This is a genomic window from Kaistella rhinocerotis (assembly GCF_030243905.1).
Lineage (GTDB): Bacteria > Bacteroidota > Bacteroidia > Flavobacteriales > Weeksellaceae > Kaistella > Kaistella rhinocerotis.
The window spans coordinates 262,441-288,612 of sequence record NZ_JASSYY010000001.1; the positions used below are offsets into that span (position 1 = coordinate 262,441).

At 42.9% G+C, this 26,172-nt stretch carries 25 protein-coding genes; 18 read left to right on the plus strand and 7 right to left on the minus strand.

Going from position 1 to position 26,172, the window contains the following annotated elements; translation table 11 throughout:
* Positions 1–53 precede the first annotated feature (53 nt).
* Positions 54–1,007: a fasciclin domain-containing protein gene (locus QEP06_RS01220; protein WP_285268719.1), complete on the plus strand. Its 954-nt coding sequence runs from the start codon at positions 54–56 to the stop codon at positions 1,005–1,007.
* Between the two features lie 81 nt (positions 1,008–1,088).
* A complete protein-coding gene (locus tag QEP06_RS01225) occupies positions 1,089–3,476 on the plus strand; it encodes a TonB-dependent receptor (protein WP_285268720.1) in 2,388 nt (795 codons plus the stop codon).
* A gap of 37 nt (positions 3,477–3,513) precedes the next feature.
* On the opposite strand, the gene pncA is transcribed toward QEP06_RS01225, so the two are convergent.
* Positions 3,514–4,119 (minus strand): bifunctional nicotinamidase/pyrazinamidase, encoded by a 606-nt coding sequence (gene pncA, locus QEP06_RS01230; protein WP_251833469.1) that lies wholly within the window; start codon positions 4,117–4,119, stop codon positions 3,514–3,516.
* A gap of 122 nt (positions 4,120–4,241) precedes the next feature.
* On the opposite strand from pncA, the gene QEP06_RS01235 reads away from it, so the two are divergent.
* The 4 genes from QEP06_RS01235 to QEP06_RS01250 are packed head-to-tail and all read left to right on the plus strand — an operon-like array spanning position 4,242 to position 6,213.
* A complete protein-coding gene (locus QEP06_RS01235) occupies positions 4,242–4,781 on the plus strand; it encodes a YfiT family bacillithiol transferase (RefSeq protein ID WP_285268721.1) in 540 nt (179 codons plus the stop codon).
* The gene (locus tag QEP06_RS01240; protein WP_251833467.1) at positions 4,778–5,236 is read left to right on the plus strand and encodes a DUF1569 domain-containing protein; all 459 of its coding nucleotides are present in this window, start codon (positions 4,778–4,780) and stop codon (positions 5,234–5,236) included. The genes QEP06_RS01235 and QEP06_RS01240 overlap by 4 nt, the downstream gene beginning before the upstream one ends.
* Positions 5,233–5,607, plus strand: coding sequence for a bacillithiol system redox-active protein YtxJ (gene ytxJ, locus QEP06_RS01245; RefSeq protein WP_285268722.1), 375 nt, complete (start codon positions 5,233–5,235; stop codon positions 5,605–5,607). The genes QEP06_RS01240 and ytxJ overlap by 4 nt, the downstream gene beginning before the upstream one ends.
* A gap of 15 nt (positions 5,608–5,622) precedes the next feature.
* Entirely contained in the window at positions 5,623–6,213 is a 591-nt protein-coding gene (locus tag QEP06_RS01250) for a Crp/Fnr family transcriptional regulator (protein ID WP_285268723.1), read from the plus strand.
* A gap of 47 nt (positions 6,214–6,260) precedes the next feature.
* Here the strand turns inward: QEP06_RS01250 and QEP06_RS01255 are convergent, their stop codons facing one another.
* Positions 6,261–7,127 carry a sigma-70 family RNA polymerase sigma factor gene (locus tag QEP06_RS01255; protein WP_251833464.1) on the minus strand — a complete coding sequence of 289 codons (867 nt, stop codon included), beginning with the start codon at positions 7,125–7,127 and terminating at the stop codon, positions 6,261–6,263.
* Between the two features lie 132 nt (positions 7,128–7,259).
* Positions 7,260–8,723, minus strand: a complete 1,464-nt coding sequence (locus QEP06_RS01260; protein ID WP_285268724.1) for a T9SS type A sorting domain-containing protein — start codon at positions 8,721–8,723, stop codon at positions 7,260–7,262.
* A gap of 106 nt (positions 8,724–8,829) precedes the next feature.
* Here QEP06_RS01260 and QEP06_RS01265 point away from each other — a divergent pair, with 106 nt between their 5' ends.
* Both QEP06_RS01265 and QEP06_RS01270 read left to right on the plus strand, forming a co-directional pair.
* Positions 8,830–9,693 (plus strand): aldo/keto reductase, encoded by an 864-nt coding sequence (locus QEP06_RS01265; RefSeq protein ID WP_285268725.1) that lies wholly within the window; start codon positions 8,830–8,832, stop codon positions 9,691–9,693.
* Between the two features lie 138 nt (positions 9,694–9,831).
* On the plus strand, positions 9,832–10,182 hold the full coding sequence (locus tag QEP06_RS01270; protein WP_285269363.1) for an RNA recognition motif domain-containing protein: 351 nt from the start codon (positions 9,832–9,834) through the stop codon (positions 10,180–10,182).
* 65 nt (positions 10,183–10,247) lie between these two features.
* Here QEP06_RS01270 and QEP06_RS01275 read toward each other — a convergent pair whose 3' ends face one another.
* From QEP06_RS01275 to QEP06_RS01285, 3 genes are read right to left on the minus strand one after another with little or no spacing between them, the layout of a single operon-like run.
* Complete coding sequence (locus tag QEP06_RS01275) at positions 10,248–12,017, minus strand: DUF4153 domain-containing protein (RefSeq protein ID WP_285268726.1); 1,770 nt, start codon at positions 12,015–12,017, stop codon at positions 10,248–10,250.
* Between the two features lie 9 nt (positions 12,018–12,026).
* Complete coding sequence (locus QEP06_RS01280) at positions 12,027–12,482, minus strand: BlaI/MecI/CopY family transcriptional regulator (protein ID WP_285268727.1); 456 nt, start codon at positions 12,480–12,482, stop codon at positions 12,027–12,029.
* On the minus strand, positions 12,479–13,084 hold the full coding sequence (locus tag QEP06_RS01285; RefSeq protein WP_285268728.1) for a phosphatase PAP2 family protein: 606 nt from the start codon (positions 13,082–13,084) through the stop codon (positions 12,479–12,481). The genes QEP06_RS01280 and QEP06_RS01285 overlap by 4 nt, the downstream gene beginning before the upstream one ends.
* A gap of 122 nt (positions 13,085–13,206) precedes the next feature.
* Between QEP06_RS01285 and pdhA the strand changes: the two genes are divergently transcribed.
* The 10 genes from pdhA to QEP06_RS01335 all read left to right on the plus strand — a co-directional run bounded on the left by pdhA (position 13,207) and on the right by QEP06_RS01335 (position 24,103).
* Entirely contained in the window at positions 13,207–14,214 is a 1,008-nt protein-coding gene (gene pdhA, locus QEP06_RS01290; protein WP_285268729.1) for a pyruvate dehydrogenase (acetyl-transferring) E1 component subunit alpha, read from the plus strand.
* Between the two features lie 66 nt (positions 14,215–14,280).
* Complete coding sequence (locus QEP06_RS01295) at positions 14,281–15,945, plus strand: pyruvate dehydrogenase complex dihydrolipoamide acetyltransferase (RefSeq protein WP_285268730.1); 1,665 nt, start codon at positions 14,281–14,283, stop codon at positions 15,943–15,945.
* Between the two features lie 89 nt (positions 15,946–16,034).
* Positions 16,035–16,700: an ABC transporter ATP-binding protein gene (locus QEP06_RS01300; protein ID WP_285268731.1), complete on the plus strand. Its 666-nt coding sequence runs from the start codon at positions 16,035–16,037 to the stop codon at positions 16,698–16,700.
* A gap of 46 nt (positions 16,701–16,746) precedes the next feature.
* Positions 16,747–17,424, plus strand: a complete 678-nt coding sequence (radC, locus tag QEP06_RS01305) for a RadC family protein (protein WP_285268732.1) — start codon at positions 16,747–16,749, stop codon at positions 17,422–17,424.
* The gene (locus QEP06_RS01310) at positions 17,421–18,308 is read left to right on the plus strand and encodes a hypothetical protein (protein WP_285268733.1); all 888 of its coding nucleotides are present in this window, start codon (positions 17,421–17,423) and stop codon (positions 18,306–18,308) included. The genes radC and QEP06_RS01310 overlap by 4 nt, the downstream gene beginning before the upstream one ends.
* A gap of 20 nt (positions 18,309–18,328) precedes the next feature.
* Positions 18,329–19,273, plus strand: a complete 945-nt coding sequence (locus tag QEP06_RS01315) for a polysaccharide deacetylase family protein (protein ID WP_285268734.1) — start codon at positions 18,329–18,331, stop codon at positions 19,271–19,273.
* Entirely contained in the window at positions 19,270–20,037 is a 768-nt protein-coding gene (locus QEP06_RS01320; RefSeq protein WP_285268735.1) for a methyltransferase domain-containing protein, read from the plus strand. Before QEP06_RS01315 ends, QEP06_RS01320 begins: the two co-directional genes overlap by 4 nt.
* A gap of 57 nt (positions 20,038–20,094) precedes the next feature.
* Positions 20,095–20,604 (plus strand): DUF7935 family protein, encoded by a 510-nt coding sequence (locus QEP06_RS01325; RefSeq protein WP_285268736.1) that lies wholly within the window; start codon positions 20,095–20,097, stop codon positions 20,602–20,604.
* 9 nt (positions 20,605–20,613) lie between these two features.
* Positions 20,614–21,225: an inorganic pyrophosphatase gene (locus QEP06_RS01330; protein WP_251833450.1), complete on the plus strand. Its 612-nt coding sequence runs from the start codon at positions 20,614–20,616 to the stop codon at positions 21,223–21,225.
* 139 nt (positions 21,226–21,364) lie between these two features.
* The gene (locus tag QEP06_RS01335; RefSeq protein WP_285268737.1) at positions 21,365–24,103 is read left to right on the plus strand and encodes a sodium-translocating pyrophosphatase; all 2,739 of its coding nucleotides are present in this window, start codon (positions 21,365–21,367) and stop codon (positions 24,101–24,103) included.
* A gap of 64 nt (positions 24,104–24,167) precedes the next feature.
* Here the strand turns inward: QEP06_RS01335 and ligA are convergent, their stop codons facing one another.
* Positions 24,168–26,171: an NAD-dependent DNA ligase LigA gene (gene ligA / locus QEP06_RS01340; RefSeq protein WP_285268738.1), complete on the minus strand. Its 2,004-nt coding sequence runs from the start codon at positions 26,169–26,171 to the stop codon at positions 24,168–24,170.
* Between the last annotated feature and the right edge of the window lies 1 nt (position 26,172).

Consider the following 26,172-nt stretch of genomic DNA (forward strand, 5'->3'; position numbering starts at 1 on the left):
TATCTTTTTAGCATTATTTTTGTCTAATGAACCCCACAAAAAAATAGTTTATTATGAAAAATTTATTCAAATTTTCCGCGCTGCTCCTTTTCTTTGGGATGCTCGCGATGTCCTGCGAAGAAAACCGCGATGATGAAATGGTAATGGGCAACTCCATTTATGAACTGGCCTCGCGTGACGCCGATTTCTCAAATCTTAAAGCCGCTATTGACAAAGCCGGTCTTGCCGCAACCCTCAGCACATCCGGTTCTTTCACGGTTTTTGCGCCCGGTAACGCGGCATTCTCTGCATTTTTAGCTGAAAACGGTTACGCAAGTCTGAACGATGTGCCTACTGCGGCATTGAAAGAAATTCTGCTGAACCACGTACTGTCCACCAAAGTAATGGCCTCAGAGGTTACTACCGGTTATGTTTCCACGCTCGCAAAAGGCAGTGCCTCGGCAACCAAAAACCTGAGCATGTACATCAACACAGCTTCTGGTGTAAAGATTAACGGGATGTCTAACGTGGTGAAGACAGACATCAGCGCAAGCAACGGCGTGATTCACAAAGTAGACAAAGTAATCGGTTTACCTACTATCGTCACGCATGCGACGGCGAACCCTAACTTTTCAACTTTAGTTACTGCACTGACAAGACCGGACCAACCGAATTTTGTAAGTATTCTAAGCGGAACTTCAAATTCTCCGTTTACCGTTTTTGCACCTACCAATAATGCTTTCGGATCGTTGCTTTCCGAACTTGGCCTTTCAGGACTGGGCGCAATTCCTGCTCTAACGCTTGAAAACGTGTTGAAATACCACGTAGTAGCCGGTGCGAATGTTGCTTCAACAGACATTACCAATAACATGACCGTAAATACCTTCCAGGGTGGGACATTTAAGATCACCACAAACGGTGGCGTGAAAATTACCGATGCGAACAACCGCGTGTCAAACGTGATTGCTACCGATGTACAGTGCACCAACGGTATCATACATGTGCTGGAAAAGGTACTCTTGCCATAGTTTATTTTTAGTTAATTGATACGAAAGCGTCCCTCAAAAAGGGGCGCTTATCGTAAATTTGCACCTTATTTATTTTAAATCATGAAAAACACCTTTCTCGTCGTTTTCACAATTCTTTCAGCGCAACTGTTTGGGCAGGTCGGAAGCATAAACATTAATGTTTTTGATGAATTCAGCCGGAAACCGCTATCGGCAGAAGCCAAAATCGTTGGGCAGGACCAAATTTATCCGTCCGCGTCAGGAAACATCGTTGTATCTGAAATATCTTCCGGTACATATACCTTCGAAATCAGTGCGCCGGGCTACACCAGGAGTTTTCTGAATGAAATTAATGTAGTCCCAAATCAAAACCTTACATTTTCGGTGGGTTTAATTAAAGAGGCCGCCGAAATTCAGGAAGTTACGCTGGTGCGTAAAACTTATAAAACAACGGCGGAGAGCCCGCTGTCACTTAGGAATATAACGAGTGAGGAAGTGCAGAAAAACGCGGGTTCGAACCGTGATGTATCGAAAGCTATCTTAAGTTTTCCGGGTGTGGGCAGCACGGCGACCTTCCGTAATGACCTTTTCATTCGTGGTGGAAGTTCAGCTGAAAACAAATTCTACATCGACGGAATCGAAGTTCCGGTAATCAATCACTTCCAGACACAGGGCGCGAGTGGTGGACCGCGCGGCATCATCACTGTTGATTTTATAAAAGATGTCGATTTTTACAGCGGAGCCTTCCCGGCGGCAAGAAACGGTGTGCTGTCTTCGCTTTTTGAATTTAATTTAAAACAGGCGCGTAAAGATAAGTTGGGTTATAAAGCGGTTTTGGGTCTGGATGATATGCAGCTGATGGCAGACGGACCTCTGTCAAAGGACCAATCGTGGAGCGGACTTTTCAGTGTGCGGAAATCGAATCTCCAATTGCTTTTCAAAGCAATCGGTTTACCGTTCCTGCCAAGTTATTATGATGCGACCTTTAAAGTTTCAAAAAAGTTCGAGTCCGGTGACGAATTTTATGTACTTGGAATTGGAGCTAAGGATAGTTTTAAATTTAATGATGAAGCGGAACCCACTTTAAATAATTTGACTTTAATAGACCGCCTGCCGGTTTCACCACAGTGGAATTATACGGTAGGAGCAGGCTACCGCCACCTCGCTGAAAACGGAAACTGGCTCTTCACGTGGAGCCGCAATATGCTTGATAACCGGGCAACGAAATACTATCGTAATATTGAAACGCCCGAAAATTTACTTTTCGATTATAAGTCGCAGGAAAGCGAGAACAAACTGCGTGTGGACCGGAACTTTACTTTGAGCGATTATCAGTTCAGCAGCGGAGCAAATATTAATTTTGCCAACTACTATAATAATTCGATAGCTAAAGGTGTGACGCAAAGCGCAGTAAATTACGACGTGGTTACATCTGATCTCGATTTGATTCAGTATGGTTTTTACCTGCAGTCTGCCCGGAAATTTTTCGATAACCGATTGCAGTTGTCTGCGGGTGTACGTTTGGATGCAAGCAACTATTCAGATAAAACACAGAATCCGCTCGAGCAGTTTTCGCCGCGTCTTTCGCTAAGCTACCGTTTCGCAGAAAGATTCGTTTTTAATTTTAATACGGGCATCTATTACCAGTTACCAGCGTATACTGCACTTGGCTTTAACCTGAATGATGCATTTCTTAATAAAAATACCCTAGAATACATCAAAAACTCACATCTTGTTGCCGGTCTCGAATACAACGGAGCAAATAATCTGCGACTAACGCTCGAGGGCTACTACAAAAAATACAAAAATTATCCGTTCTCATTGCGGAACCAGATCTCATTGGCCAATGTTGGCGGTGATTTTGGAATCGTGGGTAGTGAGCCGCTGGATTCGCGTGGTTTTGGTGAGACGTATGGAATTGAATTCCTGGCCCAAAAGCGTACGGCGAGCGACTTCTACGGAATCATGGCCTATACTTTCGGTTATTCTCAGTTTTCAGATTCGGCCGGAAGCCTTCTGCCATCAAGCTGGGATTCACGTCACATCCTTACGCTAACAACCGGGAAATATTTTGGCCGCAACTGGAACGTCGGCGCACGTTTCCGCCTTCAGTCCGGGCTTCCGGAGACGCCGTATGACCTGCAGCGCAGCGCTTTGATGAATATTTGGAACATCGCGAACGGACCCGTTCAGAATTTCGCACTATTGAATTCAGCGCGCGGCAATCTGTCACATCAGCTTGACCTTCGCGGCGAAAAGAAATGGATTTTCAAAAAATGGCAGCTTACGGCCTATGTTGACGTGGTGAATGCGTATGGATCTACAAGTCCGAGCGGTTTGCCGGTAGTAAATCTGCAGCGTGACAACGAGAATAACGGGATTATTGCAAACCCTGAGGCATCACCGGACCAGCAGTATTATCTGCTCGAAACCGGAACGGCAGACCGCTCCACACCGTTACCGTATTTCGGTTTTATATTTGAATTTTAAAAATAAAAAACTCCGCGATTTCAGCGGAGTTTTTTATCTAGCCAAGAACCGTCACCGAATTCTGCAGCATTTCATAGATCGCATCACGCCCGTTTTCTGGTTTCACGTTCACCGCGCGCGTCCCGTTAAAATGCAGACAAGTGATATATCCAAGTTGAACGGCATCAAGACAGGTAAATTTCACACAGTAATCCAAGGCGAGCCCTACAACTTCGACCAATTGGATATCATGATACTTTAAATAATCATCAAGACCGGTTTTTACGAAATGGTTGTTATCCTGAAAACCACTGTAGCTGTCTACGTCACTGTTTTTCCCCTTCTGAATGACATGGGTCGCTTTGCTGATGTTGAGGTCTTTGTGAAATTCGGCACCGAAACTGCCCTGTACACAATGGTCTGGCCACATAAACTGAGGAATTCCGTTCAGCGTGATGGTTTCGCCAACTTTTCGGCCATTATTTGAGGCAAAACTTTTATGGTTTGCGGGATGAAAGTCTTGTGTCAGGACAATCTGGTCGTATTCGTTCTCTTCCATTAGCAGGTTGATGTACGGAATCACTTCATTTGCGCCCGGAACTGCCAATGCGCCACCTTCGCAAAAATCGTTTTGTACATCCACGATGATCAGTGCTTTTTTCATACTTTAATATTTTTATTATGCTGGAACAGCTTTTGTTTTTGAAATTAAAATTTACAAATGCTTAATGGCAAATGTTCAGCCATCATTCAAATTGCGACAAAACGGCCACAATACTCATAATCATGGATCCTTTAGAAAATAAAAAATATCCGCTCGGAAGATACAGCGCGCCCGAAAAGGTTTCGGACCCAGAACTGGAATGGCACATTGATACCATCAGAAAGTTTCCGGATAAACTTAGATGTACTTTAAAAACTTTTTCAGATGATATGCTTGATACGCAATACCGCAGTGGCGGCTGGACCGTCAAGCAGCTTATCAATCATCTTGCAGACAGCCACATGCAAAGTTTTTGTAGGTTTAAATGGGCGCTGACAGAGGATAATCCTACAATAAAAACCTATGACGAAGCCAAATGGGCCGAATTGCAGGACAGTCGGAACGAACCCATAAAAGCAGCATTAACCCTGCTTGAAGGTTTGCACTGCCGATGGGCACACCTTATGAAATCGATGACCAACCGTGAATTCGACCGCACTTTCTTCCATCCAGAAATGAACAGAAATGTGGCACTGCGCGAGATTCTGGCATTTTATGCGTGGCACTGTGACCATCATTTTGCGCAGATATCGGCACTAATGAAGGAGAAAGGCTGGACATGAGAAGAAGTTTGAGCAATCCTGAAGATGTCTCCGAACTAAAACGCAGGTTAAACCAACTCAATGAACATTCGCCGCGAAAATGGGGACGAATGAGCAGCGCACAGATGGTCGGCCATTGCGATAAAATCCTGCAGGTGGGTTTGACTAAAATTGTGCTACCCGAAACCAATTTAGTCTTTAAAACTGTGGGAATTTGCACCAAACTGACAATGAAAGTATGTAATCACGGTATTCCGCCGAATATGCCCACGTTTGAGGTGGTGAAATTAAAAGAAAATTGTAATTTTGAGAGTACAAAGGCAGATTTTCTCGCAACTTTCGAGGAGTTTCTGAGCTCCTTACAAGCAGATACTTTGCTTCGCAGGCATGCTCTTTTCGGCGAAATGACAAGCTGCGACTGGGCTTTTCTGCAGTACAAACATATTAATCATCATCTTAAACAATTTGGAGTATGAGTTTTTTAGATAAAATTTTAGGCAAATCTGCCAGCTCGGAGTCAGCACCCGATTTTTGGAAATATATCGAATCTGAGAGCGATTTGGACAAAGCAATATCGGAATCTTCAGAACGTAAAGTGGCTATTTTTAAGCATTCTACACGCTGCCATATCAGCAAGATGGTTCTGAAAAATTTCGAAAGAGAGGTACAGCAAAATGACGGTGATGTTTCCTATTATTTTTTAGATTTACTGGAATACCGCCCTATATCAAACAGGATCGAAAGTGACCTTAATGTTGTGCACCAAAGTCCGCAACTTATCGTGCTCAAAGATGGAAAGGCGATAAACCATATGTCTCATCAGGGCATTACCACCAGCGGAATTTAGCACCGACAATTACAGATGGAAAATATTAAGGCTTACTTGTCGGAAGTTTTGCAGTTGCCGGGTGACGCAGGAAATTTATGCAGTTCGTTTTATGTGCCAATGACCGTCAGTAAAAATGAATTTTTGCTGCGCGCGGGCGAGGTTTGTAAAGGAACTTATTTTGTCGAAAAAGGCTTGCTGCGGATGTACTCAATCGACAAAAACGGCAAGGAGCACATCATTCAGTTTGCGCCTGAGAAGTGGCTGATTTCAGACCGCAGCTCGCTTCATTTCAATGAAAAATCCGATTATTACATCGAAGCAGTAGAGGAGAGCCTGGTGCTGCTTCTGGACGCCGATTTCTTCACGAACATCAATCTACATTTCCCCAGCACCTCTGAAAATAATGATTTGTTGTTGCAGAAGCACATCCGTAATCTGCAGAACCGCGTAAACTCATTGCTTTCTGATACTGCCGAAGAGCGTTATCTGGATTTTATTCGGATGTACCCGGATATCCTGCAGCGCGTTCCACAATGGATGGTAGCTTCTTATCTTGGAATTACGCCTGAAAGTTTAAGCCGCGTACGGAAGGAACTGGCGAAGAAGAATTTTCAGACTTCATAAAAAAAGGAACTCGAATTTGAGTTCCTTTTATATTGAGTGGTACTGAATTATTTACCTAAATACGATTTCAAAATCTTGCTTCTGGTATTGTGTTTCAGCCTTTTAATGGCTTTTTCCTTGATCTGACGAACTCTTTCTCTTGTCAGGTCAAAAGTTTCGCCAATTTCTTCCAATGTCATCGGGTGCTTACCATTCAGACCAAAATAAAGTCTTACAAGGTCGGCCTCGCGTGGAGTAAGTGTCTGCAATGCTCTTTCGATTTCAATCTGAAGTGATTCGAGCATCAGTTCCTTATCAGGACTTGGTGATTCGCCTGAACGTAAAACGTCATAAAGGTTAGAATCTTCACCTTCCACAAGCGGCGCATCCATTGACAGGTGACGGCCGGAGTTTTTCATCGATTCCTTGATGTCGTCCTCACTCATATCAAGAACCTCTGCTAATTCTTCCGGCGATGGTGGTCGCTCATTTTCCTGCTCAAGGTGTGCGTAAGCTTTGTTGATTTTGTTGATGGAACCAATTTTGTTCAAAGGAAGTCTTACAATTCTCGACTGTTCTGCCAATGCCTGCAGAATCGACTGGCGGATCCACCAAACAGCGTAGGAGATAAACTTAAAACCTCTGGTTTCATCATATCTTTTTGCAGCCTTCATAAGGCCGAGATTTCCTTCATTGATTAGATCGGGCAGCGACAGGCCTTGATTTTGATACTGCTTAGAAACCGAAACCACAAATCGAAGGTTGGCTTTAATCAGTTTTTCAAGTGCTACGCGGTCACCTGCGCGAATCTTCTGGGCCAGCTCTACCTCTTCATCCGCGGTAATCAGGTCTACTTTACCGATTTCCTGCAAATACTTGTCCAGTGAGGCGGTTTCCCGGTTGGTAACCTGCTTTGTAATTTTTAGTTGTCTCATCTTATTTCTGTAACACGTCCACTTTAGGACTGCAATCTATTATACGACCCTTTTAGGCGAAAGGTTACAAAAAATAAAAAACTCATTCTGATAATGGCAGAATGAGTTTAAAAAAATCAATAGGAATGTCAATTATTTAATGATTAATTTAGTTGTTTGGCTTCTTCCTTCGGAGATAAGCTGCAGCAGGTAGATACCCGCTTTTGCGTTTACTGAAACATTGTTTGTTCCTTTGGCAACCGGTCCGCCGAAGATCTTTCTTCCGCTCATATCGGATATTACGATTTCACCTTTTGCGGAGGCATCTACCACAAAATTTCCATTACTAGGATTCGGATAAATCTTCTCGATTAGCTGCATCGCGTTTACCGTAGCTAAAGGCTCTGCGCACAAAAACGGTTTATAATCCACCAAGCCTTTAGCAGGATCATCTGCATTGTGAAAAATCACTTCTTCTACCATTGCTTCCGTTGAAAGTTCACCTTCTCTCCAGCAGTTGTTTTCAGCACTGATCGGGTTCGGTGTGTTATTGTAAAGCGCATAGATCTGTCCACCGTTTCCGTTATTTGCGAAAACATTCTGACCAATACTTCCAAGAGAACCTCCGCCAAGATCTGCACGCGCAGTGTTGATGATGGTGATACCCCAAAGATGTCCGCGGATGATGTTTTTCTCGATTTTGATCGCCATCACCTGGCTGCCGCTGCCTGAAAGTGAGATGCCGCTGCCGCCGTTGTTCGGGTTGGTTTCGGTGTTATTGTCAATCAGCGTATTGTTCGAGATGGATCCGGAAGAATTGTTTCCAGTCACTGTGATGCCGTATCGGTTATCTTTAATGGTGTTGCCTTCAATCACCGGATGGTTTTCAACACCAAGGAGGGTAGAAACTGAGACTCCACCAACGCGCGTCAAAGTTCTGTCTCCAATGATTGTATTGTTCAGGATTTTTGTGGTTCCTGTGCCGCTCGGGCCCATGTTGATCTGAGGTCTGTTCGTGTTTCCTTTTGTATTTCCGTAAAGATAGTTTCCGGTAAATTCAAGCGCAACAGACTGATTTGCTCCCGAACCCACCGCCGGCAATTCGTTTTCGATAAATTGGGAGTTGCGGATAATTGGATTTCCGGTTGAGAAATTAATAGACGCACCGGTAACAAGACCTGATTCAAAGTAGCGAACCGTCGAATTTTCCATCAGGAAATTTCCTGTCAAAGCCTGTATGCCGCCGCCATATTCAAAAATGGTATTTTTAATGATAACATTTGCGGTAGACTCAAGGCGGATACCTTTGAAAATATTGGCAGGATCGGTAGCGGTCACCAACAGACTTGCAGCAGTGGTATCGTAATTTCCTGCGATATTGAGCTGAATTCCGGCATCAATCTTTAGGGTAGTGTCTTCATTCATTAAAAGTGCATCACCGGCAGAAATGGTAATATCTGAAACCATTTGATAACCGGTGCCTGTGTTCACTAAAACCGTTGGAGCCGCTGCAGAAAGCGATGCCAGATTGTAGGTAACGCCAGTACCCGGACTTACAAACTGGGAAAACGCGATAGCAGAAAGAAAGGTTGAAAATAAAATAGAAATCTTCTTCATTGTAAAATTGTTTGTTCAAAGTTAATAATATCCCTTAAAAACCTTATGCTTCGAATGTTAAACTTCACCCTCAAAATCCTATTTTTGAAGATAAATTTAAAAACTGATGCAAATTTCACCATTGATAGTCGGCACCATGCGCTGGGGAATTTGGGGCGCGAATCATTCTGAAAAGCAGGTGCAGCATTTGATAGAAACTGCACTTTCGCAGGGATTGACCACTTTTGACCATGCCGATATTTATGGAGACTACACCGGTGAAAGGCTATTTGGAAACACTTTACAGCACTGTTCGGTTGCGCGCGATTCGGTACAGCTGATTACGAAATGTGGCATCGAAATGCCTTGCGCGAACCGCGACTTTAAAATAAAATCATACAATTATTCGGCGGAACACCTACTTAAATCTGTTGAAAGCAGCCTACGCAATTTAAGGACAGATTATATTGACCTTTTGTTGCTGCACCGTCCGTCGCCCCTCATGATCCCACAAGAAATAGCTTCGACCTTCGATAAATTAAAGAAAGAGGGAAAGGTGAAGCATTTCGGTGTCTCTAATTTTTCACCGTCACAGTTCGAGCTTCTCGACAGTGAATTTCCGCTTGTGACCAACCAGTTCGAAGTTTCGGTTAACGAAACAAAAGCATTTTACAATGGCACATTAGATCAGCTTATGCTCAAAAAGCTACGTCCAATGGCCTGGTCAATAATGGGGAACTACTTTTCAGAAAATTCAGAACAGAATCTGCGCATTAAAAAGGTTTTGAATGAACTGGCTCCGAAATATGACGCCACTGAAAACCAACTCCTGCTTGCATTTATACTAAAACATCCTGCGCGCATTCTTCCGGTGATCGGTACTTCAAATGCCGAAACGCTGGTAACTTTGGCAAATGGACTTCGCGCTGAGTTGTCGCGCGAAGATTGGTTTAAGCTGCTTGAGGCTTCACGCGGAACCGCGGTTGAATAAAAAGTATAAAAAAAAGCGTTTAATAAATTTTTATTGTATCTTGCAGCCGTTTTTATATCCGAATTCACTATGTTCATCATCGCTGAATTTCTTTTATAATTTCAACAAGTATTAATTTTTTTTTAATTTTTTTTTATGATGAACATTTTTGTTTCAAACATCAATTACTCTACAAGAGAAGAGTCATTGCAGGATTTATTTTCAGAATTTGGCGAAGTATCTTCGGCTAAAATCATTACAGACAGAGAAACTGGCCGTTCAAGAGGTTTCGGTTTCGTAGAAATGGGTGACGAAGATGGCAAGAACGCTATCGAAGCACTTAACGGAAAAGAACTTGACGGAAAGGAGCTTAACGTTTCTGAAGCTAAGCCAAGAGAAGACAAACCAAGAAGAAGCTTCGATAACAATCGTGGTGGAGGCGGTTACGGTGGTGGAAACCGTGGCGGTGGTGGTTACGGCGGTGGAAACCGTGGCGGATCTAACTGGTAAGATCATTCTACAACAAAAATATGGCGGCTTTCCTCTGGAGAGCCGCTTTTTGTTTATGTAAATATTTATTTCGCAATCAGAATATATCCTACATTGAAATACATGCGCTGCACAAGCTCTTTTTCAGCAATGATATTATTAAAATAAACTTTCACCGTATAGTCTCCCAATTGTTTCTCTGCGGAAATTTCTTCCTGTTCCACACGGCCGCTGCGCACTTTATACTTCGCTATTTTGCCATTAAGAAATGGTTTCAAATCCCAACTTTTATTGTTGTTCAGCGTAATTTTGAATGTTGGATCTTTAACATTTGAAATGTTTTCAAAGATGAAAATATCATTTCCGACGTTTACAGTCATTTTTTGGTCAAAATCTTCAGGACAGAACATATAGTCATAGCCCGAAATGTCGCGTATCTTATTTTGCGAAAAGATTTCAAGCCGGTTCGTTTGCACTGTGTTTTTTGCTGGAATTATATCGCTGAACTGTGCGCGCAAGCCGCCGTATTGTCGATGATTTTTGGCTTTAAAAATATCTCTCCGGTCTTTTTCACTCAAAAAATTAACAACAAAAGCCGAATCACTGCGCTGCATTAAATACATGAATTTATTTGAAACTTCATCGGCAATGGTGTCAGTTACTTTAGTTCCGAAATCAATTTTTTGATCTTTCAGAAGATTATTTTCAATTAAAATTTTTGAAAATTCAGCCCGCTGACTTCTTTTGGCCACTGAAAATGTATTTAAATAAGGAACCGTAAGTGAAAATATTCCGAAGACAAAAAGGCTAACCGGAATATATTTAATTGTTGGTTTTTGCGCCAAATTAAAATACAAAACCACGGACCCAAGCCACACGGCGAGAAGAAGTACAAAATATCGTGGCTCCGTATAGCCATACTCCAGGATGCGTGTGAAAATCGCTACAAACAGAAGGAAGAGCAGCGGAAAAAGTGAGAAATAAAAGATTCTTGAAAACATTCGCACCCAGGATTTAGCCGAATTCTGTTTCAAAGGATGCACGATCAGCAGCGCAAAAATCCCAACAATGGAGTAGGCGAGAATGAGGTAGGACACCCAACCACGCGGAAGTTCCCATTTAAAAACGATCTTGGCCGCATAAAAATAGAGTATGAAGGCGTAGATGATTAGCAGCGGAATGAGGATGTATTGCGTAAAAAACTTTAAAATTTCCGGATAACTCCCGTCTTTTTCCAGCGTCCGCAAACCGCCCTGACTGAAAAGCACAAAAATCAAAGCACTCCCGAAAATACTCAGCAAATAGAAGATTTGCGGGTAAATCTTATCATTAAAATTAAAATCAAATAATTTATCCACGGCCAGGACCGCCAGTTCTACGCCACCAGTAAGTACGCCTGTGAATATAGCCGTGAGGAAGATATTGATAAACAGATTTTTGTTATACTGCCAAAAATTCAGCTCTTTTTCGCGGCTCAAGAACGCTGCAAAAGACACAAATAGATGTGAAAGAACAAAAGTAGGGATGAGTAGAAACGCGAATTTTTCCGTGAAATCATCTTCTTTTTGAGGTAAGATAAAATAGAATGCGATTAAAAGCAAAACACCGCAGATTTCCAGAAAAACCGTTTTGCCAATCCTTTGTGCCAGCATCTTCAGCGCGAACATCAGTGAAATACCTAATACAGACACAAGCGTGAATTTTACAAAAAAGAAGTTTTCGGGCTGCGCATCAAAATTGAGCTCAGCAAAACACATCAGTGTGACAGCACCCAAAAATGCCATCAGCAGCACCATCGGAAATTCACCCACGGCCTGGCCCATTTTGTAGTAACTATCTTTAAACTTGCGCAGCATATTGCGGTCTTATTTATTTTTTTTCTTCTTTTTCTTCTTTTCTTTTTTATCCTGCTTTTTCTTACCGGTAATTTCGTTGATGAAATCGCCCACTGCATTTTCTTCTTTGACCTCTTTTTCGCGTGGTAAACTGGAATTTTCTTCGGAATCCCAAAGTCCGTTTTCCGTAAGTGTCTTAATCAGTTCGTCACCCGAATTTTCGAAATATCCGGCCAACAGATTCTGCAGCAGGAAAAGTCGGTAAGAGTTACGTGGTACAGCCACTTCATACCTAAAGATCCGTCCTTCCTTTACGACAGACAAAAATTTCTTTTCGGTGAGAATCTTCACGAAAGTAGAGACTGTGTTTTGATGCGGTTTTGGCTCCGGATACGCGGCTAAAATTTCTTTCAACGGCGCAGATTTCAGTTTCCACATGATCCGCATCAGAACTTCTTCACTATGTGTGAGTTGGCTTATTTTCATAAATTAAAATTTTGGATTGCTGCATAAAGATAAATAAAAGAAACCAACGCCGCGATGGTTGCCCCCATGCAGACCTCCTTTACGGTATGCCGCCCAAGGACAACGCGCGTGATTCCGACCAACGCGGCAATAAGAAGCCAGGCAAAACCCAAAAGAGGTTCGCGAAAGAAAAACAATGCCGCTACATAAACATTGAAGGCTGTATGCATTGAACTTTTCACGAAGTAGTTACTTAGTTGCAGCGCCAGCAGCAGGATGAACAGGAAAAGCATCACCAGGTCCAGGGTACCGTTCCGCAAATAATCATAACTCAAATAAAGGAAGAAGACGCCGCTGATAAAGAAATAAAAACCTTTGCGCTGCTGCCGGTTTGAGACATCCAGGTTGGTATAGTTTCCTTTCTTTACATTCCAGATCAGCCAGATGACAATCGGAAGGATGATCAGCAGCAGAATTGGTATAAACCGGTTCACTGAGCTTCCCGGCTCGAAAAAATAAATGCTGCTGTAGATAAAGTAGATCAGCAGTGAGACAATCGGGTTAAAAAAATTCGAGATAAACCGCGAAAGATTGATGACGGTGCTGTTTTTAGTATTTGGCATTTTAATGATTATCTGTTCAAAAATAGGTCTTTTTAAAGTTTTTAAGACATAAAATTATTCCAAGTATGCTTCGCCTTAAGACAAAGTTTTTTAGTATTTTTGCGGAATATTTGCAACTAAACATGAAAGAATTTTCAAAAGAAGTGTACCTAAAATGGTACGAAGAAATGACGATGTGGAGAAGGTTTGAGGACAAATGCCGTTCTCTCTATCTTAAACAGAAAATAAGAGGCTTTTTGCATTTATATAATGGCCAGGAAGCAATTCCGGCCGGTTTCGTACATGCGATGGATCTTTCCAAAGACAGCATGATCACTGCTTACCGATGCCACATCCACCCGATGGCGATGGGCGTAGATCCGAAGAGAATTTTGGCTGAACTTTGTGGTAAAGCTACCGGAACGTCTGGCGGTATGGGCGGATCAATGCACATCTTCAGCAAAGAAAAAAGGTTTTATGGCGGTCACGGTATCGTGGGCGGACAAATCCCGTTGGGTGCAGGTATTGCATTCGCGGATAAATATTTCGAGACTGGCGGCGTGAACATTTGCTTTTTCGGCGATGGTGCTGCACGTCAGGGATCACTTCACGAAACTTTCAACATGGCGATGAACTGGAAACTTCCGGTGGTTTTCGTGGTGGAGAACAACCAATATGCGATGGGAACTTCTGTGAAAAGAACTGCAAACCATGAAGATATCTACAAATTAGGATTAGGTTATGAAATGCCATGTCTACCGGTAGATGCCATGGATCCTGAAAAAGTGGCGGAAGCGGCCTACGAAGCGATCGAAAGAGCACGCCGTGGCGACGGACCAACTTTCATTGAAGCCAGAACCTACCGTTACAGAGGGCATTCTATGTCTGATGCAGAGCCGTACAGAAGCAAAGATGAAGTTGCAGAACATAAAAAAGATGACCCAATTGAGATCGTTAAGCAGAGAATCCTGTCAAACAACTGGGCCACTGAAGATGAACTTAGCGCACTGGACGAAAAATCTAAAGAATTCGTGGAAGAGTGTGTAGATTTCATGGAAGAATCTCCGTATCCGTCTGCTGAAAAAGTATACGAGTATGTGTATGCACAGGAAGATTATCCTTTCCTTGATCTTTACGAGAACAAAAAATAATTTTTTAAAAATAATTTGGTAGTCGTTTGATTATCAAATTTTTATAAACTATAATAGACGAATAAAATGGCAGAAGTAATTGCAATGCCCCGCCTTTCTGATACGATGACGGAGGGAAAAGTGGCAAAATGGCACAAAAAAGTGGGCGATGCCGTGAAAGAAGGCGATATTCTTGCGGAAATAGAAACTGATAAAGCGGTTCAGGATTTCGAGTCTGAGATCAACGGAACTTTGTTATATATCGGCACTCAGGAAGGTGGTTCGGCACCGGTTGACAGCGTGCTTGCCATAATCGGGAAAGAAGGTGAGGACATTTCATCCTTGAAAGAAGGAGGATCCGCAAAGTCGGCTGACGCAAAAGAAACTGAAGGTATTCCTGAAGAAAATAAAACTGAACAAAACGTAACTGACGTAGAAACTACCAAGCCTGTAGAAAACGAAACAGGAACTCAGGCGCAAAATGCTGAGCTACCAAAAGGCGTAGAAATCATCACGATGCCGAGGCTTTCGGATACGATGACGGAAGGAAAAGTTTCAAAATGGCATAAGAATGTAGGTGACACCGTGAAAGAAGGGGATATCCTTGCCGAGATTGAAACTGATAAAGCCGTGCAGGATTTTGAATCTGAATTCAACGGAACACTGCTTTATGTGGGAACCGAAGAAGGCGGCGCAAATCCGGTGGACACGGTTTTGGCTATCATCGGACCTGCGGGAACTGATGTCTCTGCATTTACTTCGGGCGCACCGAAGGCGGCAGCGAAAACACCCGAAAAATCTGAAGCACCGGCTAAGGACAAAGAAGAAAGTGCTCCAGGTGCAGCAACTTCTAATCAGGATCGTATTGCCATTTCACCATTGGCCAGAAAGATTGCTGAAGACAAAGGAATCGATGTTAACGCGCTTACCGGTTCTGGCGAAAATGGCAGGATCGTGAAAAAAGATGTTGAAGGATTTAAAGCTGACGCACAGTCGCAAAAATCTCAAAGCACGGAAAGTTCAACTGCCGCTCCACAGGCTAAAGCAGCTGCTACTCCTGCATTTATTCAGGGTGAAGACTCCGAGACGCCAAACTCGCAGGTTAGAACTATCATTGCAAAACGTCTTTCTGAAAGTAAATTCACCGCGCCGCATTACTATCTCATCGTAGAGGTAGACATGGATAAATCAATTGAGGCCCGTAAGGAAATCAATTTATTGCCGGATACCAAAATTTCATTCAATGACATGGTGATCAAAGCTACCGCAATGGCTCTGAGAAAGCATCCCCAGGTGAACTCTACTTGGCATTCAGACAAGATAGTTCATCACGGGAACATCAATATTGGTGTCGCAGTGGCGATTCCGGACGGCTTAGTTGTTCCTGTTTTGAAAAATACAGATCAGATGAATTATAACCAAATATCAGCCGCTGTGAAAGATATGGCAGGCCGTGCCAAATCGAAAGGTCTGAAAGCCAACGAGATGGAAGGTTCTACATTCTCGGTTTCAAATTTAGGAATGTTTGGTATCGAAACATTTACCTCAATCATCAATCAGCCAAATTCAGCGATTCTTTCCGTGGGTGCGATCGTTGAAAAACCGGTGGTGAAAAACGGGCAGATCGTTGTAGGAAACACCATGAAACTTTCGCTTGCATGCGACCACAGAGTTGTGGATGGTGCTACCGGAGCTCAGTTCCTGCAAACATTGAAAACGTATTTGGAGCAACCGCTTACGCTGCTCCTCTAAAATAATTTTCTTGATTATAAAAAGCCTTCCAATCGTTTTGGGAGGTTTTTTTAGTTTAATAATCAAATCAATTCACTATTTTTGAAACTATGATCAGAGCAAAGAATATCCACAAATCTTACGGCGATTTAGAGGTTTTAAAAGGAGTCGACCTTCATATTTTGGAGGGAGAAGTAGTGTCCATCGTCGGCGAATCCGGTGCGGGAAAATCTACGCTTCTGCAGATTTTGGGTACGCTGGACACGTCCACAAATCCGAAAGGCTTCAATACCGAATTAGCACTCGACAAGAAATCTTTCATCAATATGAATGACCGTCAGCTTTCAAAGTTCCGGAATGAAAATATTGGATTTGTATTTCAGTTTCACCAGCTTTTACCTGAATTCACTGCACTTGAAAACGTCTTGCTTCCAACTCGGATCTCCGGCAAAAATGAGCGCGAGTCACTCGATAAAGCCTACTCACTATTTGAAGATCTTAATATTGCTCACCGTCTTCATCACAAACCGAGCGAAATGTCTGGCGGTGAAGCACAGCGTGCAGCAGTTGCGCGCGCTTTGATAAACTCGCCGAAGATTATCTTCGCCGATGAACCCACCGGAAACCTGGATTCTAAAAATGCCGATGACCTGCATCAGCTTTTTTTCGATCTCCGCGATAAATACAACCAGACTTTTGTTATTGTAACGCACAACGCCCATCTGGCCAATACGACAGACAGAAAACTGGTGATGAAGGACGGTCTTATCATTTAAATTGATTAACCTGTTTGCCGTTTTCAATTAGCCAAAATAACCCGATATGTCACTTAAATTTCTTGCAGAAGACGACCGGCCGCGCGAAAAATTTTTGTTTAAAGGCAAAAATGCGCTTTCCGATGCGGAGTTATTGGCAATCATCATGGGCAGCGGCAGCCGGGACGAATCAGCAGTAGAGTTGGCGCGAAAGATTCTGCAAAGTGTGGAAAACAATTGGCATCATCTTTCACGGCTGCAGATTGCGGATCTTATGAAATTTAAAGGTATCGGCGAGGCAAAAGCGATTTCTATTGCAGCAGCTCTCGAGATCGGTCGGCGGCGCGCAGCGCAGGAAATTCCGGAGCGCACTCAAATCAAATCAAGTAATGATATATTTCTCCTGTTGAGTCCGTTTTTGTCAGATTTACAGACAGAAGAGTTCTGGGCGATATTTTTAAATCAAAATAACCGCGTGCTGGGAAAATCTCAACTTTCGTCTGGTGGTATTAATCAATCGGTTGTAGACGTGCGGATCTTGTTTAAAGCAGCGATAGACCAGTTTGCCACGGCTTTGGTGATCGCTCATAACCATCCGTCGGGCAATTTGAAGCCGAGCACCGAAGACGTTAAGATTACCAAGCAAATCGCGGAAGCCGGTAAGATTTTAAATATTCAGCTGCTCGATCATGTGATAATAGCGCAGAATTCGTATTTCAGTTTTGCTGACGAAAGTATGTTATGATTAAAAGATTGATCGGGTCCGACATAGATTTGATGGCTTACTCTCGCTGTATCGAAAATTCTTTTCAGCAGAATATTTATGCCGATCCGGCGGTTCTCGACCTAAAGTGCAAACGCTGGGAACTTCTGGTTTACGGTGATTATGAATACGTAATGCCGGTTCCGGTGACTGTTAAGTTCGGTTTTAGATTTGTTGCGATGCCGCTCTTTATACAACAACTCGGAATTTTTGGGAAAGATGATGATGCTCAAGTTAATCTATTGTTTTACAGGAAATTAGTAAAGAATTACGCCGTCCAAACTTATGCGTTCAACGAAAGGAATTCGTTGGACGTCGTATTGCCTACGCGAAAAAATTATGTGATTGCAAAGCAGGATTATGATTTGCTTTCGCGGAAAGGTTTTAAAAAAGGAAGAAAATCAGATATCAAAAAGATTTCTGGTTTGGAAATGTCATCAAAAATGGCGGATATTGAAACTTTTGAGTTTATTCAAACACATTTTAAAGGTTTGAATAAAACAGATGAAATCAGAAGTTTTGTGGAATTTGTCCAGAAATATTCCAGGAAACTTCACTTCCGTCATGTGTATGCGGGTGGAAAACTGGTTTCGCTGGCGGTTTTAACAGAAACTGACCAAAGCTTTGGTCTACTGGCTTTGATCAATGATGAAAATTTTAAAAATTTAAATGCTTCATCCTTCGTGGTCAATGAATTTTTGAAAGAAAACATTGCAGAAAAAGCGCTTGATTTCATGGGCGGAAATATTCGGGGAATCGAACTTTTTTTTAAAAGCTTTGGCGCTGTGATGACGACTTATCCTGTAATTCAACATAGCAGAAGCGCGCTGCTCAAAAATTTGTTTAAAGCTAAATTTTTAAGGTGAAAAACAGTCTGCAACATATCATGAGGACACTTTCGGCACCGATTAGTCTGGATTTTCTAATTAAAATTACCGGGCAAAAACTCGTGCTGCCTTTTTACCACGCGGTTTCTGATGAGCTAAAACCTCACTTTTCAGAATTGACTTATTTCAGGACGGAAAAAGATTTCATCGCCGATCTCGATTTCTTCACGCAGAATTTTGAAAGTGTTCCTATCGAAATAGCTAATGGATTTTCAAGACATTTTCACCTTTCATTCGACGACGGGATGCGCGAAATGTACGACGTGGTTTTTCCGCTTTTAGCTGAACGTCAAATTCATGCAACATTTTTTGTAACAACCCATTTCATCGATAATAAAAAGATGTTCGTTTCACACAAACGCTCGCTGTTGCTGAACGAGATCAAAAATTCGTCTTATAATTCGACAAAGGCTGCCGATTATCTGAAAATTAATGAAAATCAAATATTTAAAAATATTTCGGAACTCAAAAATGAGACAAAAATAGATCAAATTGCAAATTTGCTTGGAATCGATTTTAAGCAATATTTACACGATCACCAACCGTATCTTTCTAAAAACCAGGTAATTGAACTTAAAAAGGCCGGTTTCACCATCGGAAATCACAGCGAAACGCACCGCAATTTTAATACGCTGAGTTTCAGTGAACAAAAGACTGAAATTGTCTCGACAAACAGATTTTTAAAAGCCTTAGGCGTTGGTAAGTTGTTTTTCGCGTTCCCGTACGGCGACCATGGAATAAAAAATGAGTTTTTTGAATGGTTATTTACGGAAGGAGAGATTGAAAAATCCTGCGGCGTTTCAGGACTTAAAAAAGACTTTTACGAGAAACATCAGCACCGGATTTTGATGGAACAGCCTTACACCGCGGAAGAAATCATCAAAACGGAGTATTTTTATTATTTTTGGAAGGCTTTTTTGAATAAAAATAAAATCAGGAGATGATTAGAAGTATTTACCGGCAATTATTTTCTGAGAAACTACGGTTGCAGCTGCACATCATTTTGCGAAAGTTAAAAGCACTCACACTTTCCGGTAACAACGTGTATTGCCCTTGCTGTGAACAATCTTTTTCTAAATTTTTAAGCAAAGGCAACGGACTTGAATCGCGCGACAATGCAATCTGTCCGAACTGTGGCTCGCTCGAACGGACGCGGCTTCTGTATCTGTATCTAAAAAACGAGACGGAAATCTTTCAGGATTCGCCTCATATTTTACATTTTGCTCCGGAAGAAGTTTTGAAGCAAAAGCTTTTACCAAATCCAAAGTATATCGACGCTGATTTAAATCCGAATTTTGCGAGGACGCAAATGGACATCACGGATATAAAATTCCCCCATAATCACTTCGACTATATCATCTGTTCGCATGTTTTGGGTCACGTTCCCGATGAAGAAAAGGCCGTCACGGAGCTTTACCGCGTGCTGAAACCGTCTGGAACGATATTTTTCCTGTCACTTTTGAATCCGGATTCGGCGTTCACCATCGAAGAGCCTAGCCGCGCAGATTCAGCAGAAGAAAAACTTAAATTATATGGCGAAATAGACCTGCAGCGTCTCTATGGTCTTGATTTTTCTGCACGTGTCAGCAGACCTGAAGTTAAAGTAGAACGTATTGATTACCGCCGAAATTTTAGCAGTGAAGCGCGGCGCAAAATGTCATTGGGTGACGGCAAGCGCGAAATTATCTTCAAAGTCTCAAAGATTTAGTGCATTCTGGCTCACCGAGGTTATTTTTTGAGTAATTTTGCCACCTCGATATTTGAAATGATTGATTGGCCTTATTTCCCGTATGTATTTGCTCTTCTGCTCGCGATTCCGTTTTTGGTTTTCATGCGGCAGTTCGTGTTCAGCTATATCAAACTGAAAAATAAGGAGCTCATACTGCTTACCGTAAAAGGCAGTGCCGAACAGCGCGTGAACGCTTACGAACGCATTACGCTTTTTCTTGAACGGCTGAAACCTTCAAACCTCGTGACAAAATTCGACCGCAATCTCGCGCCGCATGAATTCGTTTTCCTGATTGAGAAAAGCATAACGGAAGAGTTTGATTATAATGCTTCTCAGCAGCTTTATATAAGTAAGGCTACCTGGAAAAATGTGGTCAGTGCTAAAGGGAATGTCCTGCATTTGTTACGAACAACGTATGAGGATTTGGGCGCGAATTCCACATTGGATGAATTTAAAACCGTTTTCCTCATGAATTATATGAACAGTGAAGATTTCGTGGCCCGCACAATTGATGAATTAAGAAAAGAACATTTAATAGTAAACTAAAAATAAAAAATGATACCAAATTTTAAAGCACATCCTTGGCACGGTATTTCCGCCGGAACGGAGGTGCCCGATGTTGTAAATGTCTTCGTAGAGATCGTACCAAGCGACACGATAAAATATGAAATAGACAAACAAAGCGGTTATCTCAAAGTTGACCGTCCGCAGCAGTTTTCGAATATAATTCCTGCACTTTACGGTTTTATTCCGCGTACCTATTGCCATGACGAAGTTTTGAAACTTGCGCTTGAAAGCGGTGCTGAAGACGTTACGATGGGCGATTTGGATCCGCTTGATATCTGCGTGCTGAGCTCGCATAATATCCACGCAGGTGGAATGTTGATGGAAGCCATCCCAATCGGTGGATTTAAGATGATTGACAAAGGTGAAGCCGATGATAAGATCGTTGCTGTAATGAAAGGTGACCATGCCTTTGGACATTTCCGTGACATCCTTGAATTGCCACAAGCGGAGGTGAAGAGACTGATGCATTACTTCCTCACATACAAAAATCTTCCGGACGAACCGGCGAAATGCAGGATTCAGGAGGTTTATGGTGCTGAGCATGCAAAAAAAGTTATTGCCGCTTCCCAAAAGGATTATGCGAGCAAGTTTGGTGGATAGATTACACTTAAAATAACACGATAAAAGACAGGTTTTTAAGCCTGTCTTTTGTTTTTTATAAAGGTGCTAGTTAAAAAAAAAATTGTATTTTCGATAACGGTTTTTATTAACAAAAGCTTAACATTAAAACAAATAAACTATGAATTTATTCCTGCTGGTGCCCATTTTTGGGATTATTGGACTGATTTACACGTTTGCCCAAAGTGCCTGGGTAAGTAAACAAAGTGCCGGAAACGACCGAATGAAAGAGATCAGTGGCCACATTGCAGATGGGGCAATGGCCTTCTTAAAAGCAGAGTACAAGATCCTGATGTACTTCGTAATCGTTGTTGCAATTTTGCTCGCTCTGATGGGCGCATCAAACGCCAATTCTCACTGGAGCATCGGTCTTGCTTTCGTTTTTGGCGCATTCCTATCCGCACTTGCGGGTTTTATCGGGATGAACATTGCCACCAAAGCAAACGTCCGTACCGCGGAAGCTGCGCGAACTTCACTTTCTAAAGCTTTAAAAGTTTCATTTGCCGGAGGTTCCGTGATGGGAATGGGCGTTGCGGGACTTGCAGTTTTAGGTCTGGGCGCACTTTATATCATCATTAAACAGGTCTTTGCGCCTAACTCTGCTGTAGACTCGCACGAAATGGAAAGGACGATTGAAATCCTGACCGGTTTCTCACTCGGAGCTGAATCTATCGCACTTTTCGCCAGAGTAGGTGGTGGCATTTATACTAAAGCCGCTGACGTAGGTGCTGACCTTGTTGGCAAAGTGGAGGCTGGAATTCCGGAAGATGACCCGCGTAACCCTGCTACCATCGCAGATAACGTAGGAGATAACGTAGGTGACGTTGCCGGAATGGGCGCCGATTTGTTCGGTTCTTATGTTGCGACTGTTCTGGCAACAATGGTTTTAGGTCGTGAGACGATGTCACAGGACTTGTTTGGCGGTTTCGCGCCAATACTTTTGCCAATGCTAATCGCAGGAACAGGGATTATATTCTCTATTATCGGAACGCTGTTCGTGAAGATTGGCGAAGCTACAGAATTAGACACGGCGCCGGTTCAGAACGCGCTGAATTTCGGAAACTGGGGAAGTATCATTATCACAGCGATTTCGTCTTATTTCCTTGTCAATTATTTGCTTCCTGAAACCATGAGCCTTCGCGGACATGAATTCACCAAAATGGGTGTGTTCGGTGCTATAATCGTAGGTCTCGTCGTAGGAACGCTGATGAGTATCATCACCGAATATTATACCGCGATGGGTAAAAGACCGGTGAAAAGTATTGTAAAACAATCTTCTACGGGCCACGCGACCAACATTATCGGCGGACTTTCCGTCGGGATGGAATCTACACTTTTACCGATCATCGTTTTGGCAGGCGGGATTTACGGATCGTATCTGTGCGCCGGACTTTATGGTGTGGCGATCGCCGCGGCCGGGATGATGGCTACTACAGCGATGCAGCTTGCGATTGATGCATTCGGACCAATCGCGGATAACGCAGGAGGTATTGCCGAAATGAGTGAATTACCGAAGGAAGTTCGTGAAAAAACAGATATCCTGGATGCTGTAGGTAACACGACGGCGGCTTCAGGAAAAGGATTTGCAATCGCTTCTGCAGCACTTACTGCGCTTGCGCTTTTTGCAGCTTTCGTAGGGATTGCAGGTATTGATGGTATCGATATTTACAGAGCTGATGTGTTGGCCGGACTATTTGTGGGCGCTATGATACCGTTTATCTTCTCTTCACTGGCAATCAAAGCAGTAGGTGAAGCAGCGATGGCGATGGTGGAGGAAGTTCGCCGTCAGTTCCGCGAAATTCCGGGAATCCTGGAAGGAAAAGCGACGCCAGAATATGAAAAGTGTGTGGCGATCTCTACCGATGCTTCGATCAGAAAAATGCTTCTTCCCGGTGCTATTGCACTTATTTCGCCACTGTTGGTCGGTTTCATCTTTGGACCTGAGGTTTTGGGAGGCTTCCTCGCAGGAGCCACCGTTTCCGGAGTGTTGATGGGAATGTTCCAAAACAACGCCGGTGGCGCTTGGGACAATGCGAAAAAATCATTTGAAAAAGGTGTAGACATCAATGGAGAGACTTTCTACAAAGGTTCTGAGCCACATAAAGCTTCGGTGACCGGTGATACGGTAGGTGATCCATTTAAAGATACTTCCGGACCTTCAATGAACATCCTTATCAAGTTGATGTCTATTGTTTCGCTTGTTATTGCGCCTACGTTAGCCATCATGCACAAAGACCAGATTGACCAAAACCGTCTTGAAAAAATTGAAGCGTTAAACGCTGCCGTGGGCAATGTAGCGGTAGTTGAAGCCGCAACAGGTATGGATGCGGGTGTAGTTTCACAACCAGCCGAAGTTCGCGGTCAACTGAATGATGAAGGTGATTTTGTGTATGATACTGGAGAAATTCAGGAGGTAAAGCTTTCCAATAAAACCATTGCAATGGGTGAAAACAGCCAGCTGTACGCGATGTATAACGGAATCAAACTCCAGGATCAGGCCGTTCTCAACCCAAACAATTGGTACACGATTGAAAATCTGCATTTTGTAAGCGGAAGCAGCGACCTAAAGCCGGGTGCTGATGTTGCGCTGGCTAATTTGGCGGAGATTATGAATGACTATCCAACCTTAAAGATCAAATTGGGTGGTTATACTGATGACACCGGAAACGCTGATACCAATCTTAAGTTGTCAAACCTCAGAGCACAGACTGCTAAACTGAAACTTCTTGAAATGGGAATCGCAGGTGAGAGAATCGAAACGGAAGGTTACGGACCCCTGTTTCCGGTTTGTGAGGCCAATGATACCGATGAGTGTAAAGCACAGAACAGAAGGATCGATGTTCGCGTAGTGAGTTTTTAATAATTTGTTTTAAATTAATATACCGCTGAATTTTCAGCGGTATTTTTTTATTAAATATTTAATTTTATACTTCAAGAAGGTCCAGAAACTGCTGCTCATCGATGATTCCGATTGTGCCGATCTGTTGGGCTTTCTTCAGTTTGCTGCCTGCTTTTTCACCAACAACCAGATAGTTCAGGTTTTTGGATACAGCCGAAATGTTTTTCCCGCCATGTTTTTCTACCATATCTTCAGCGTCCTCACGTGTGAAGAGCGAAAGTTTTCCTGTGAAAAGAAATGTTTTGTCCTGCAGCGAATTGCTAAGAATCCCGCTGGAACCTGAAGTTTTTTCAAGTTGTACTCCATAAGATTTCAGACGCTCGATCATCAGGATATTTTCAGGATTCCGGAAGAATTCATTGATGCTTTCGGCAATCTTTACGCCGATGTCTTCCACCTGAACAAGTTCTTCAACTTTGGTGTTCATCAGCTCGTTAATACTGTTGAAATTTTTGACAAGTTTTTTTGCCACTGTTTCACCTACATGCTTGATCCCGATGCCGAAAAGCACCTTTTCGAAGGGCACTTTTTTAGAATCTTCAATGCCTTTGATGATATTTTGGGCCGATTTTTCCGCCATTCTTTCAAGCGGGAGGAGCTGTTCCGTGGTCAATGCGTAAAAATCCGCAGGGTTTTCAATCAGTTTTTCGCGGTAGAGTTGTTCAATTGTTTCGCTTCCTAAGTTCTCGATATTTAATGCTTTCCTCGATACATAATGGATCATCCGTCCAATCACTTGTGGCGGACAGTGAAGTTCATTCGGGCAAAAATGGATGGCCTGATCTTTAACTCGAACCAATTCAGTTCCGCATTCCGGGCAGTTCCGGATGTATTGGATCGCGGCGGAATCCGTCTGTCGACGCGATAAATTCACACCAACAATCTTTGGAATGATTTCCCCACCTTTTTCTACATACACGAAATCGTTTTGGTGCAAGTCAAGTTTTCTGATAATATCCTCATTATGGAGACTCGCGCGTTTTACAACGGTGCCGGCCAGTAAAACGGGGCTAAGGTTGGCAACTGGTGTGATGGCCCCTGTTCGCCCTACCTGATAGGTTACGGCCAGTAATTCTGTTTCGGCTTTTTCCGCTTTGTACTTGTGGGCCATGGCCCAGCGTGGTGACTTCGCTGTAAAACCGAGCGTGCGCTGTTGCGCGAGGCTGTTTACTTTAACCACAATACCGTCAATGTCGAAAGGTAGGATATGTCTATTTTCTTCCCAATGATTAATGAATTCTTTTACTTCCTCAATGTTGCTGCACAGCTTCGCCTGTCCTGAAATGCTGAAGCCCCAGGATTTGGCTTTTTGCAGTAGCTGCCAGTGTGTCTCCGCATCTGTTTTTTCGGCTACAAACTGGTACATCGCGGCCGATAATCCTCTCTTGCGCACTTCCGCAGAGTCCTGTATTTTAAGGCTTCCCGATGCTGTATTGCGCGGATTCATAAAAGGATCGAGACCTTCGTCTGCACGGCGTGCGTTTATTTTGTCAAAATTTTCGCGGGTAAGGTAAATTTCACCCCGCATAAAAAATCGTTCAGGATAATCTCCGTGCAATTGCATGGGAATTGCCGAGATTGTTCGAACATTGGAAGTGATTTCGTCACCCTGGAAACCATCGCCGCGCGTAACGGCTTCCTTCAGTTTTCCGTTTTCGTACAGGATTGAAATGGAGGCTCCGTCATATTTTAGTTCAGCAACGAACTCGCTCGGTGCATCAAGAGTTCTGCGCAAACGCTTTTCCCACTCATCCAAATCATTGAAATCATAAGAATTGTCAAGTGAATACATCCGAAACTGATGCTGAACGGTAGGAAATACCTTCGTCACCTGGCCGCCCACACGAAGTGTAGGCGAATTTGCATCAAAGTATTGTGGAAACTGAGTTTCAAGATCCTGAAGCTCTTTGAGCTTCATGTCAAATTCAAAATCTGAAATTGTAGCTTCATCCAGCGTGTAATAGCTGTAGTTGTGCTGGTGAATTTCTTTGCGCAGCGCCTCGATTTTTTGCTGAATATTTTCGGGCATT